The sequence below is a fragment of the Streptomyces sp. NPDC007875 genome (genome assembly GCF_042868035.1).
GTDB lineage: Bacteria > Actinomycetota > Actinomycetes > Streptomycetales > Streptomycetaceae > Streptomyces > Streptomyces antimycoticus.
The window spans coordinates 1-12601 of sequence record NZ_JBIADZ010000073.1; the positions used below are offsets into that span (position 1 = coordinate 1).

The following is a 12601-nucleotide window of genomic DNA, read 5'->3' on the forward strand; positions in this document are numbered from 1 at the left end:
TCAAACGCCCCAAACGACTCATCGCAGTGGACGAGCTCCCCAAGTCGGGAGCGGCCAAGATCCAGCGCCGCCGACTGAGCTCCGGTGACTATCACCCGCTGGCCGACAGCGCCGCCGCGGCAGACAGGTGACGCACATGACTAAGACCTTCGAACGGCCGGCCCGGCCGACCGCACGGATCGAGGACCCTGCGCTGCTCACAGGCCGTGGCCGCTTCCTCGACGACATCGACCCCCTGCCCGGCACGCTCACCGCCGCGGTGGTGCGCAGCCCGCATCCGCACGCACGCATCCGCGGCGTCAATCTCGAGCGGGCGCGACGGCACCCCGGTGTCGCCGCCGTGATCGGACCCGAGGAGGTCCTCGCCACGCTGAAACCCTTCCCGCTCTCGCTCAAGACGCCCATGCCGTATTACCCGACGGGCACCGACAAGGTCCGGTTCGTCGGTGAGCCGGTGGCGGTCGTGGTGGCCGCCGACCGGTATCTCGCGGAGGACGCCGCCGAGCTCGTTGAAATCGATTACGAGCCGCTGCCGCCGGTGGTCGACGTCGAGAAGACCCTCCTGCCCGAGGCCCCGCGGCTGCACGACGGTGCCGACAGCAATGTGGCGACCGACCGGACCTTCGAATTCGGTGATGTGGACTCCGTCTTCGCCGCCGCCGACCACATTGTGAAGGGCAAGTACAGCTTCCCGCGGTACTCCTCGACCCCGATGGAGTGTTACTCGGTCATCGCCGAGTGGCAGGACGAGGTCGACGGGCCCGCCGTCCAGGCCTGGGCGAACTTCCACGGTCCGTTCTCCATGGTGCCGGTGCTGGCCGGGGCGCTCGGCGTGCCCGCCTCGCGTGTTCGGCTGATGATCCCGGCCGACAACGGCGGCAGCTTCGGGATCAAGGCCGGCATCTACCCCTACGTGGCGCTGATGGCGCTGGCCAGCAAGTACGCCGGCCGGCCAGTGCGCTGGACCGAGGACCGTATCGAGCACTTGCTTGCCAGCTCCTCCGGTTCCGACCGCGTCATGTGGTTCGAGGCCGCGGTCTCCTCCAACGGCACAGTGCAGGCGCTGCGTGCGGACCTAGTGGACAACGTCGGCGCCTACCTGCGCCCGCCGGAGCCCAGCACGCTGTATCGCTGCTTCGGCAACATCACCGGCGCGTACAAGATCGACGCCGTGCAGATCCGCTCCCGCGCCGTGGTCACCAACAAGACACCGACCGGCCTCAACCGCGGATTCGGCGGCCAGCAGCTCTACTTCGGCCTGGAACGGCTGATGGACAAGATCGCCGGAGTTTGCGGTCTTGACCCGGCCGAGCTGCGGCAGCGCAACTTCGTACAGCGCGAGGACTTCCCGTACGCCACCCCCACCGGCGGTATCTACGACTCCGGCGACTACCAGCGCGTGATGGACATGCTGCTGAAAAACGCCGACTACCAGGCGCTGCGGGAAAAGCAGCGGGAGGCACGCGAGCGCGGCGAGTACTTCGGCATCGGCGTCGCCACGATCGTTGACCCGTCGGCCACCAACATCGGCTACGTGGGCCTGGCCACCCCGGCCGAGCAACGCAAGACGGGGCGCGGCAAGTCCGGCTCCACTGAGCACGTGCGCATCAGCGTCGACCTCAATGGCATCGTGTCGGTGCTGCTGGGCACCGTGCCGCAGGGGCAAGGCCATGCCACGGTCGCCCAGGCCGTCGTCGCCGAACAGCTCGGACTGCCACTGGAACAGGTGCGGCCGGTGGTCGAGATGGACACCGCCACCACACCGTGGACGGTGACCTCCGGAAGCTACTCGTCCCGGTTCGCACCCCTGCTGACCAGTGCACTGGTCGAGGCCAGTGAGAAGCTGGCCGAGACGATCAAGATCGCCGGCGCCACCCTGCTCGGTGCCGATCCGGCCGACGTTGAACTCAGCCAGGGCCAGGTCCGGCTCCGTGGCGAACCCGAGCGGGCGGTCTCCTTCCGGCATGCGGCCGGATTGGTCCATTGGGACCCCGGTGCGCTGCCCGAGGGTACTCCCGCGCGCCTGTACGAGGAGGCCGCCTTCACACCCCCGCAGTCGAAGGCAGCCAGCAGGACCGACCAGATCAACTCGAGCCTGTGCTACGGGTTCGTCGCCGAACTGGTCAGCGTGCGCATCGACGCCGAGACCCGGCAGCTCGAGCTCGAGCAGGTGGTGACAGTCCACGACCCGGGCACGATCCTCAACCACCAGCTGCTCGAAGGCCAGATCCACGGCGCGCTCGCGCACGCCATCGGCGGCGCGATGTTCGAGGAGATGCGCTACACCGACGCCGGGCAGCCCACCGCGACGTTCATGGACTACCTGTGTCCCACCACTGCGGAGACGCAGTACGAGCTCAACAGCGACCACCTGGAGACTCCCTCGCCGCTCACGCGCCTCGGCGCGAAGGGCTGCGGTGAAGGCAGCAGCATGAGCCTTCCCGTCGCGATCGCCAACGCGGTCGCCGACGCCCTCGCCCCGGCCGGCGTGGACATCACCACGCTCCCCCTGCACGGCAACGTGCTCAACGAGCTGCTCAACGGCAGCGACAGCGAAAGGGCCCTGTGACCATGGCACTCACCGGAGGCGAGATCAGGCTGGACCGCGGCCACGACGGACGCGTCGCCTACCTGACCCTCGACCACGGCAAGTTCAACATCATCACCATGGAAACCCGCCAGGTGATGGCCGACCGCTTCGCCGAGATCGACGCCGACAAGGACATCCAGGTGGTGGTCATCCAGGCCGCCGGCGAGCACTTCTCCTCGGGCGGCGACATCCTCGGCTTCATGGAGGTGGAGCCAGTCGACTTCACCGACCTCGGCCAGAACATCACCGCGCCGGCCCGCAGCCCGAAGCCGGTCATCACCGCCGTCGACGGCTACTGCTTCGGCGTCGGCCTCGAACTCGCACTGTCCACCGACATTCGCATCGCCACCAAGCGCAGCGAGTTCGCGCTGCCGGAGATGCGGCTGGGCATGATCCCCGGATCCGGAGGCACACAGCGCCTCGCCCGGCTCATCGGCCTCTCCCGCGCCAAGTACCACGTCATGACAGCGACCCGCATCAACGCCCAGCAGGCCGGCGACTGGGGTCTGGTCGCGAACGTCGTCGAGGACCGTGCGGCGCTCGATGCCGAGGTCGAGCGGATCGTCAGCGCGCTGCTCGGCTTCTCGCCGCTGGCCGCCCGCACCGCCAAGGAAGTCCTCGACAAGGGCGTCGACGCGCCGCTGTACTCCGGCATCGAGCTGGAACGCAAGGCGTACTCCATGCTGCGCTCCAGCCACGACTTCGCCGAGGGCGTCGCCGCGTTCGTCGAGAAGCGCGCCCCGAAGTTCCAGGGCCGGTGAGCTGAGCCATGAAAGCCGCACCGTTCGCCTATGTTCGTCCGTCGAGTCTTGCCGACGCGATCGCCGAACTGGTGGGAACCAGCGGGGGCGGCAAGGTCATCGCGGGTGGGCAGTCGCTGGCCCCTGTGCTGGCCATGCGACTCGCCCGCCCCGACACTCTGGTCGACATCAACTCCATTGAGGAGCTCGACGAGCTGGCCCGCTCCGATGAGCACCTGCACATCGGCGCCACCGTACGGCAGCGCCGCGTCGAGCGGGACCCGCTCAGCAGAAGCGTTCCGCTGCTGCGCCTGGCCCTGCCCTGGGTAGGACACCGGGAACTGCGCAGCCGGGGCACGGTCTGCGGCAGCCTCGCCCACGCCGACCCGTCGGCCGAGCTCCCGGCCGTGGCCTGCTGTCTCGACGCCGAGTTGACGCTGACCGGGCCCAACGGCTCCCGGCAGGTTCTCGCCCGGAAGTTCTACGGCGGGGCGATGACCACCGCGCTGGGCCCCGACGAGATCCTCACCTCCGTGCGGCTGCCGGTCGCCGCCGCGGACGAGGGCTTCGGATTCGCCGAGATCGCACGCCGGCATGGCGACTTCGCCCTTGCGGGCGTCGCCACGCGGGTACGCATGCGCAGTGGCCGCCCGGAGGCGACGATGACCGCGTTCGGCGTGTCCGACAGGGCGGTCACTCGTGACGTCTCCGAGCAGCTCACCGCGGCGGTCACGGGCATGGGCGACGCGCCAGCGGACCAGCTCGGGGAGCAGGTCTCCGCCGTCGTCGAGGAGATGGTCGACACCGACGGTGACGCCCACGCGTCCAGGGACTACCGGCGCCGACTGCTCCGCACCCTGGCCGCCAGGGAACTTTCCAAGGCATACGAGCGGGCCCGTAAGGCCTCCTGCGAGGTAAGCACATGACCATCAACGAAGCAGCAGCACGTACCGAGGCGGTGCCCCCCGCCAAGCCCCGGCCGGTGAAAGCGGGGGCGGACGACACGGTCGAACTGCGCATGACCGTCAACGGGACACCCACCGTTCTCGAGCTGCCCGCGCGGGTCACCCTCTCCGACGCACTGCGCGACCATCTGGGTCTCACTGGCACGCATGTGGGCTGCGAGCACGGTGTCTGCGGAATGTGCACCGTGCTGGTCAACGGCGAGGCGGCACGGGCCTGCCTGCTGTTCGCCGTACAGCTTGACGGGGCAGACGTCGTCACCGTCGAAGGACTGGGGCGGCCCGACGACCTGCACCCGCTGCAGGAGGCGTTCGGACGCAACCACGCGTTGCAGTGCGGATTCTGTACCCCAGGTTTCCTGATGAGCTCCTACGACCTGCTGACGAACAAGCCGGAGGTCACCGAGGAGGAGCTGCCGGAGGAACTTTCGGGCGTTATCTGTCGGTGCACCGGGTACCGGAACATCCTCGCCGCGGTGGGGGAGGCTCACCGTGCGCACCCCGAGGGAATTCCCGCCCCGGGCAACTGCGGGCGTCGGGCGCTCGTCGGCCGCTCCGGGCAGGGCGGCAACGCCTCCGACGGCCAGGAGGACAACGCCGACACGGCCGCGTCCCTGACCAAGGACATCGTGCTGCCCAGCGGTGACCCCACCATCGCGGTCGAGATCACGACCGGGATCGACTTGTCCGAGGACAAGATCTGGCGCGTACTGGGCGACATCCACCTGCTGGCCCGCTGCCTGCCCGGTGCCGAGCTCACCGATGACCTCGGCGACAACCACTACGCGGGCCGTGCCCGGGTGTCGGTGGGGCCGATCAAGCTGGCGTTCAACGGCCTCGCGCACATCGTCGAGCACGACCGCGCGGCCGGCCGGCTGCGGGCGATCGCCCAGGGACAGGACACTGGTGGAGCGCAGACCCAGGCGGACATCACGCTCCGCACGGAGCCCACGGAGACCGGCACCGCGATGCACGCCGACGCCAAGGTCTATCTCACCGGCCGTATCGCTCAGTTCGGCCGCGCCCTTGCCGGTGACGTCAGCCGCCGCATGTTCGAGCAGTTCGCCGACGCCGTCGCCGAAGCGGCAGCCTCCGGCCAGGCGCCGTCCGGCCCGGTGAAGGCCCCGAGCGCCATGAGCCTGGTCTTCGCACCTCTGCTCGACCGCATCAAGCAGTTGCTGCGCCGAGGCGGGAAGCGCTGGCGCAGCGGCCGCGAGAAGGAGCGTTAGGACGAGGTGTCAACAGCACCCGCCCCCGCTGACGCCGGCACTCCCGGGCTCCCGCGGAAACCGCGGGGCCCACCCCCTACAACCTCCGACATAAGGGGAACACCTTGACTTCCGGCACCCAGCAGCAGCCGAAGTCGCCTGGAGCCGCGGTATTCGCCTCGGTCGCAGGATGGTCATTCGACCTGTTCGACTTGTTCCTGCTGCTCTACGTCGCAGGACCGGTCACCAAGAACATCTTTCCGACCTCCAGTCCGACACTCGGTATCGCCGCGGTGTTCGGTTCGTTCGCCATCACGGTGCTCATGCGCCCTGCCGGCGCCGTCGTCTTCGGTGAGGTCGCCGACCGCAGGGGCCGCAAGAAGGCCATGGTGGTCGTGATGGGCGGTGTGGGCCTCACCACGGCGGCCATGGGTCTCGTGCCGACGTATGCCACGGTCGGCGTGCTCGCTCCGGTCCTCTTCCTGATCCTCCGTGTGGTGCAGGGCCTGTTCGTTGGCGGTGTCACCGCGACCACCCACACCTTGGGCACGGAGAGCATCGGCCCGCGCTGGCGAGGCCTGATGAGCGGACTGATCGGTGCCGGTGGTGCGGGCCTCGGCGCGGCGCTGGCCAGTGTGGCGTACATCGCCGTCTCGGCCGTGTTCCCCGGCCCGGCTTTCGAGGAGTGGGGCTGGCGGGTGCTGTTCTTCTGCGGGCTCGTCGGTGCGCTGCTGAGCCTGTTCGTATCCAAGAAGGTCGAGGAGTCACCGGCCTGGGACGGAGACGAGGCCGGCCAGGCTCCCGAGCCGGTGCCGTTCCGTGAACTCCTCCGCGGCCAGGGCAAGAAGATCCTCGCGCTGAACATCGCCGTCGCGGCCGGCGGCGGGGCGCAGTACTACCTGACGTCGGGCTTCCTGCCCACCCTTCTCAGTGAGATCGTGCCTGTCACCGAGCGACTGCGCGGGCTCATCCTCCTGGCCTCCAGCCTCGTGGTGGTCGCCGCGGCGATCGGCGCGGGGGAGTTGAGTGAACGACTCGGCCGCCGCAGGACCATGCTGGGCTTCGGGCTGTGCAACGTCGTCGCGCTGCCGACCGTCGTCTGGGCCATCGCCGGAGCCGGAGGCGAGCGCGGCGCCGTGGTCGCCGTGCTGTGCATGATCATGGTGATGCTGTCCAACGCGGCCTACGCGCCACTGATGATCTTCCTGAACGAGCGGTATCCGACGGAGCTGCGGGCCAGGGGAACGGCGGTCAGCTGGAATCTGGGCTTCATGCTCGGCGGCCTCACGCCGACGTTCGTCACCCTGCTCAGCCCTGATCTCACCCATGTCCCGTCGCGGCTCGCGTTCTTCCTGGCTGGATCGAGCCTGGTGTTCGTCGTCGCGCTCCTCGCCGTCCCGGAGACCCGGGGTTCGGTGTCCTTCGGCCGGCGACCGCAACCGGTCGAGCAGTACAGAGAGGTTCCTGACGGTGCGCTCGATGTCAATTCGGTGTAGATCGTCGCGCGCCCGATGCCCGCGGATCGGAGGATGAGCCACGATGCGTGAAGTGATGCCACAGCTGCGCCAATGGCTGGCCGAGGGCACGGCCTTCGGCCTGGCCACAGTGGTCGCAGCACGCGGCAGCGCGCCGCGCGACCCCGGCGCGGTGATGGCGGTCAGCGCGGCCGGCGAGGTCGTGGGCAGCGTGTCCGGCGGCTGCGTCGAGGGCGCGGTGTACGAGGCGGCCATCGAAGTGCTGGAGACCGGGGAGACTCGACGGGAGACCTATGGCATCAGTGATGCGGAGGCGTTCTCCGTCGGCCTGACCTGCGGGGGAATCATTGACATCCTGATCCGGCCGGTTGTTCCCGCCTCTTCGATCAGCCAGGTGCTCGGCTCGATCGAGCGGGAGCAGCCGGTCGCCGTCGCCACGGTGATCGGCGGCCCGGCGCCCCTGGGGGCTCAGCGCTACATCTGGCAGGACTGTGTGCTGGGCTCCCTGGGCGACGACGGGCTCGATGCCGCGGTGACCGACGACGCCCGCGGCCTGCTCGCCCAGGGGATGACCGGCACCGAGCACTACGGGCCGCACGGGCAGCGCCGCATGGACGACATCCCGGTGTTCGTCCAGTCCTTCGCCCCGCCGCCGAAAATGCTGATCTTCGGCGCCAACGACTTCGCCCTGGCACTGAGCCGCATGGGCGCCCAGCTCGGATACCGCGTGACCGTGTGCGATGCCCGCCCGGTGTTCGCCACGGCCGGACGGTTCCCGCAGGCCCACGAGGTCGTGTGCGAGTGGCCGCACGACTATCTCGCCCGGACCGACGTCGACGAGCGCACGGTCATCTGCGTGCTCACTCACGACCCGAAGTTCGACGTTCCGGTCCTGATCGCCGCGCTGCGCACACCGGCGGCGTACATAGGGGTGATGGGCAGCCGCCGCACGCACACCGACCGCGTCGCGCGGCTGAGGGAGAGGGGCGTCACGGACGCCCAGCTTGGCCGTCTCGCCTCACCGATCGGCCTCGACCTGGGCGCTCGCACTCCAGAGGAGACGGCAGTCTCCATCGCTGCGGAGATCATTCAACGACGCTGGGGCGGCGTCGGCCTCCCACTGAGTCGACTGACGGGGGACATTCATCGGAGCACGGTCCCGCAGATGGTGGCGCCGGAACGGCAGATCCAGAGCGGAGGCGAGCAGAGCGGGGCCGAACCCCGGTTGCCTCTGTGTGACGCCGCCGGGAAGCGTCGGTCCTGCGACGCCACCACCCTCGCCCACGCCTCCGGCCTGGCCCGGCCGGGACCCGCCCGAAAGCCGCCGCGCCCCGGCCCGGATGTATCGCCGTGAATCCCGGCGGTAATGCGCCATGACCGCCCGGACCGGAGTGCGGCCCCCACCAGTTCAACAGCGCGGCTCGACCGCCTCTTGACCATGCCCGTTTTTCACAGCTGGGAGAACGAACCTGTGCGCATCGTCCTTATCGGCCCGCCCGGAGCGGGCAAGGGCACCCAGGCCCGGTTCCTCGCCGAGCGTTTTTCCATTCCGGTGATTTCTGCCGGCGACCTGTTCCGCGTCCATGTCACGGCGGGAACCGCGCTGGGCCGCAAGGCCCGGGAGTACATGGACGCTGGCGCCCTCGTACCCGATGAGATGACAGCGGCGATGATGGCCGACCGTCTCGCCGAGGAGGACGCCGCCTCCGGTTTCCTCCTCGACGGCTTCCCCCGCACGGTTCGGCAGGCCGAGCTGTTGCACCAGACCCTGGTGGACCAGGACGCCGCGCTGGACCACGTGCTCGCCTTCGAAGTTCCCGACGACCACGTCGTACGACGCCTGGCCGCTCGGCGGACCTGCGGGGACTGCGGGCTGGTTCAGCGCAGGGACCCGGTCGCCAACGACGGGCCGAGCTCCTGCCAGGCCTGCGGAGGCGCACTCCAACGACGCGACGACGACCAGGACGAGATCGTCCGTAACCGCCTGTCCGTCTATGCCGAGCAAACCGTGCCGCTGCTCAGGTGGTACGCGGCCTGCTTTGGGTCGCTGACCCGGGTGAACGCGACCGGGCCGGTCGAGGAGGTTACCCGCCGTGTGCTCGCCGCAATCGTGCCCAGCATGGTCATCTGATTCTCAAGGCCGGCTGGTCAGGGCAACCCAGGGGGTGATGCCGTGGTCAGCTTCTGCCTTGGCATCACGCCTCACACCTTGGGCGGCCGTAGGCGAGGGCATGGGCCGTGTGATGTGCGGGTCTCATCCTCGCCCGTGCTGTCATGCGCTGTCGGTCCTGTGACTAGAGGCATCGCGGCACCGGTTGCACCGCAATTCTGTCTGCTTTCGGCTACTGACTCGTCGTGGGCATAGGACGTGCGTTGTTTCCTGGACGGCGCTGACCGGGGGCGCGCAAAGCGCCCGGTCAGCGGCCACGTCAAGCGCTCATGCTGCCAGGGTGTCCCGGAGAGCGGCGAGGCCATCGGCGTAGATGCCCTGGAAGAGGTCAACAGCCTCTTCGGCGCTGATGCCGGCGGGGGTGAACGTTCCCGACCACACGACGCGTGAGGTGTCGGCCTGGCCGGGAACTTCCTGCACCCTCAGCGTGGACAGGTAGCCGGTGACGGGGAACGGAGCCTCGAGAACCGCGTAGCTGTAAGAGCGTGCGGTGTCGTCGAGGGCTATGAGCCGCTCGACGATCACGTCGCGTCTGCGTTCTCCGGTCGGCGCACGTGGCCGCCCTCGGTCGCCAAGGCCACATCCCCTAAAGCTGCGGCCCCGTCACCACAGACGCAATCGCAGTACTAAAAGCCGGTTCCGGTTCCCGTCCCTTCACGGGCTGACGTCGCGGCACCTGGACGAACGGCCGCTATCCGGCACGCCCCGGCAGGGGCCGGCCCCTACCCGGTGCTGCATCGGCACATCAATAGGCCGCCGGACGCCGGTTGTAGGCGTCCGGAGTGGCCTTTGTTCGGGCTCGCGTCCTGGAAGACCAGCTTCCAGGGCCGGTGTTGACGTCCCCTTCGTTGCCGGTGTCGGGCCCATGTCGGCCGTCCGCCAACCGTCCTCCATGGGGCCGGACATGGCCCCAGAGATGGTCGGCCGCATCGTCGGGGAAGGGATCACGTTCGACGCCGCAGCCTGCGGCCGAGTCCGGGGTGCGTTGGCCTGCACCCCTCGACCGTTCAGTTGACGCGGCATGTAGGCCGCATCGGGGATTTCCTGCGCGAGCACGTCCCCGGTTTCGAAGCGGCGTACACGATGCCCGCGATCTTCCCGGGCGTACGCGAAACCCGGCACATTAAGCTTGATCTTTAGCCTCGGGGTCCGAACGACTCCTCGTACTTGATCACTCGGAGTGGTAACTGTCCTACACGCAGGCGGCCTTCGGCTGAGCATGTGATCCGGCCAAGGAACATACAACGCCCAGCACGAAGGCCGTGGGGACGAGCCTGCTGCATCACGTCTTCCGACAGAATCCGTTTGCGGAACCGTCACGCTTCCGGGGTGAGTTCTACTCGTGTCTGACCAGGCGTGCGGACGCGTTGTTCGAGCTGGCGGCCGCCGTATTGTGTGCGGACGGCCCGGTCCGGTCGCTGGTGGAACTGTCGCTGGTGGGCGAACACCGGCGCGGGCACGGCGGGCTCTACGACGCCCTGGCCGCAGCCCGGTCGAGGTGGCCCGGCCGCGACGGGCCCTTGCCGTGGTGCCGCTGCCGCGGGCGTCGGATGGCCGGCTGGTGCTGGCCGCCGACCTGACCTGCTGGTTGCGGCCCAACGCGCACACCTCACCGCAGCGCATCCTGTGCCACACCTACGGCCGGGGCAAGGACCAGCACATCCCCGTTCCCGGCTGGCCGTACTCGGTGATCTGCGCGCTGGAGACGGGCCGCAGTTCCTGGACCGCGCCGCTGGACGCGCTGCGTCTGGCACCAGGAGACGACGCCGCGACTGTGACCGCCGGGCAGATGCGCGAACTCGTCGAGCGGCTGGTCGCCGCCGGGCAGTGGAAGGACGGCGACCCGGAGATCCTGATCGTGGTGGACGCCGGCTACGACGTGCCCCGCCTGGCCTTCGTGCTGAAGGATCTGCCGGTGCAGGTACTGGGCCGGATGCGCTCGGACCGCGTCCTGCGCCGCGCGGTCCCACCTCGCGAGCCCGGTGTCCGGGGCCGCCCGCCCCGCCACGGCGGCGAGTTCGTGTTCGGTGACCCGGCCACCTGGGGCACCCCCGACGCGCAGACGGTGACCGCAACCCGCCTCTACCGGGACAGTCGTCGCCCGGGCCTGGGACCGGCTCCATCCGAGACTGGCGCACCGCTCGGCCTGGACCGCCCAGCTGGGTGCCCTGCCGGTGATCGAGGGCACCGTGATCCGTCTGCAGGTCGAGCATCTGCCCAGCGGCGCGACACCGAAGCCAGTCTGGCTGTGGCGGTCGGGCACCGACGCCACCACCGCCGACGTCGACCGTCTGTGGCAGGCGTTCCTGCGGCGCTTCGACATTGAACACACCTTCCGGCTGTTCAAGCAGACCCTGGGCTGGACCTGCCCGAAAATCCGCACCCCTGAGGCGCTGACCGGTGGACCTGGCTGGTCCTCGCCGTGTTCACCCGGCTGCGTCTGGCCCGCCCGCTGGCGGCAGACCTCCGGCGGCCGTGGGAGAAGCCGACCCCGCCCGACAGGCTCACCCCCGCACGCGTCCGCCGCGATTTCCGGCACCTCCGCCCGAAGGCCGCCTGCCCAGCCGGAGCACCGAAATCCTCCCGCCCTGGACCTGGACGGCCACCCGGGAGCAAGAACGCCCGGCCCACCCCACGCCACGACGTGTACACGGTCGGCAAACCAGGCCCGGCAAAGGGACGAACGAAGAAGTCAACGACCCCACGTCCACGCCGCACAGGTTAAAGATCAAGTTAAGGGCCTGTACGAGATCTCGGACGACGACGTCAACGAGGGTCGCTCCCAGCCGGACACCGTCGGCAAGGTGTGCTTCCCGGTCGACATCCACGACCCGGACACCGGGCAGGCCGAGTTCTTCCAGATCGGCGGGGACGGCACCTTCGACATCCCGTACCGGTCGCTGGTGCCGGCGGGCGTGGACAACGTCATCGTCGCGGGCCGATGCATCTCGGTCAGCTCCTACGACCATGGCGCCACGTACCGGCACATCACCCTCGCCATGCTCGCGCACGCCTTCCTGGCGGCCACCACGCACCGGGCCAGGGAAACGGGGGCGGAACCGGTGAGACGGCCGGGGCCATCGAGCTCACAGTGGCGGAGGTTCGGCGACTCCTGGCAGCTTGTCGTCCCCGACCCCCGCACCAGCGCGGACACCGAGCCCGACGTCACGCGATGAACTGGTCGAACTGGCGTCGGCGACGCCAAGCAGTCGCCTGTGCTGCTCGACCTGGTCCTGGGCGAGCCGTGCCACGTCTTCCGGTCCCGCCAGTTCGTTGAAGAACAGTTTGATCTCCGCGATGTCGCGGAGTTCGAAGTGCTCCTTGACTGGCTCGGCCAGCCACTCGCACAACGCGGCCTGGCCCACGTCGTACGACCTCAAGCGCGCGATCAGCCGGTCCGTGGGCTACTTCTGGAACTTCCCCCACGCGCAGCTGTACTCGGAGCCCAAGCGGCTC

The 12601-nt window shown here is 69.2% G+C and carries 9 protein-coding genes and 2 pseudogenes; 9 read left to right on the plus strand and 2 right to left on the minus strand.

What is annotated here, in order from left to right:
- Positions 1–136 precede the first annotated feature (136 nt).
- From ACFYOY_RS48620 to ACFYOY_RS48650, 7 genes and pseudogenes are all read left to right on the plus strand, one after another.
- Positions 137–2569: a xanthine dehydrogenase family protein molybdopterin-binding subunit gene (locus ACFYOY_RS48620; RefSeq protein ID WP_351906288.1), complete on the plus strand. Its 2433-nt coding sequence runs from the start codon at positions 137–139 to the stop codon at positions 2567–2569.
- A gap of 2 nt (positions 2570–2571) precedes the next feature.
- Entirely contained in the window at positions 2572–3351 is a 780-nt protein-coding gene (locus ACFYOY_RS48625; protein WP_351906285.1) for an enoyl-CoA hydratase/isomerase family protein, read from the plus strand.
- A gap of 8 nt (positions 3352–3359) precedes the next feature.
- Entirely contained in the window at positions 3360–4256 is an 897-nt protein-coding gene (locus ACFYOY_RS48630) for an FAD binding domain-containing protein (protein ID WP_351906282.1), read from the plus strand.
- Positions 4253–5521 carry a 2Fe-2S iron-sulfur cluster-binding protein gene (locus ACFYOY_RS48635; protein WP_351906279.1) on the plus strand — a complete coding sequence of 423 codons (1269 nt, stop codon included), beginning with the start codon at positions 4253–4255 and terminating at the stop codon, positions 5519–5521. Before ACFYOY_RS48630 ends, ACFYOY_RS48635 begins: the two co-directional genes overlap by 4 nt.
- Positions 5522–5625: 104 nt before the next feature.
- Positions 5626–6996 carry an MFS transporter gene (locus ACFYOY_RS48640; protein ID WP_351906276.1) on the plus strand — a complete coding sequence of 457 codons (1371 nt, stop codon included), beginning with the start codon at positions 5626–5628 and terminating at the stop codon, positions 6994–6996.
- A 43-nt stretch (positions 6997–7039) separates the two neighbouring features.
- Positions 7040–8128, plus strand: a pseudogene (locus ACFYOY_RS48645) (XdhC family protein); the annotation flags it as partial.
- Positions 8129–8446: 318 nt separating this feature from the next.
- The gene (locus tag ACFYOY_RS48650; RefSeq protein ID WP_351906294.1) at positions 8447–9106 is read left to right on the plus strand and encodes an adenylate kinase; all 660 of its coding nucleotides are present in this window, start codon (positions 8447–8449) and stop codon (positions 9104–9106) included.
- Between the two features lie 306 nt (positions 9107–9412).
- Here ACFYOY_RS48650 and ACFYOY_RS48655 read toward each other — a convergent pair whose 3' ends face one another.
- Entirely contained in the window at positions 9413–9670 is a 258-nt protein-coding gene (locus tag ACFYOY_RS48655; protein WP_388594508.1) for an SRPBCC family protein, read from the minus strand.
- 752 nt (positions 9671–10422) lie between these two features.
- On the opposite strand from ACFYOY_RS48655, the pseudogene ACFYOY_RS48660 reads away from it, so the two are divergent.
- Positions 10423–11870, plus strand: a pseudogene (locus ACFYOY_RS48660) (NF041680 family putative transposase).
- 16 nt (positions 11871–11886) lie between these two features.
- Positions 11887–12321, plus strand: a complete 435-nt coding sequence (locus ACFYOY_RS48665) for an FAD-dependent oxidoreductase (RefSeq protein WP_351906291.1) — start codon at positions 11887–11889, stop codon at positions 12319–12321.
- Here ACFYOY_RS48665 and ACFYOY_RS48670 read toward each other — a convergent pair.
- Positions 12232–12525 carry a hypothetical protein gene (locus ACFYOY_RS48670; protein WP_388594510.1) on the minus strand — a complete coding sequence of 98 codons (294 nt, stop codon included), beginning with the start codon at positions 12523–12525 and terminating at the stop codon, positions 12232–12234. The two genes, ACFYOY_RS48665 and ACFYOY_RS48670, sit on opposite strands and share 90 nt — an antisense overlap.
- Positions 12526–12601: the final 76 nt, after the last annotated feature.

What these genes read in the sequence shown, in the direction of transcription:
- ACFYOY_RS48630 (WP_351906282.1), top strand. Translation starts at nt 3,360, where the DNA reads ATGAAAGCCGCACCGTTCGCCTATGTTCGTCCGTCGAGTCTTGCCGAC.
- ACFYOY_RS48635 (WP_351906279.1), top strand. Translation starts at nt 4,253, where the DNA reads ATGACCATCAACGAAGCAGCAGCACGTACCGAGGCGGTGCCCCCCGCC.
- ACFYOY_RS48625 (WP_351906285.1), top strand. Translation starts at nt 2,572, where the DNA reads ATGGCACTCACCGGAGGCGAGATCAGGCTGGACCGCGGCCACGACGGA.
- ACFYOY_RS48620 (WP_351906288.1), top strand. Translation starts at nt 137, where the DNA reads ATGACTAAGACCTTCGAACGGCCGGCCCGGCCGACCGCACGGATCGAG.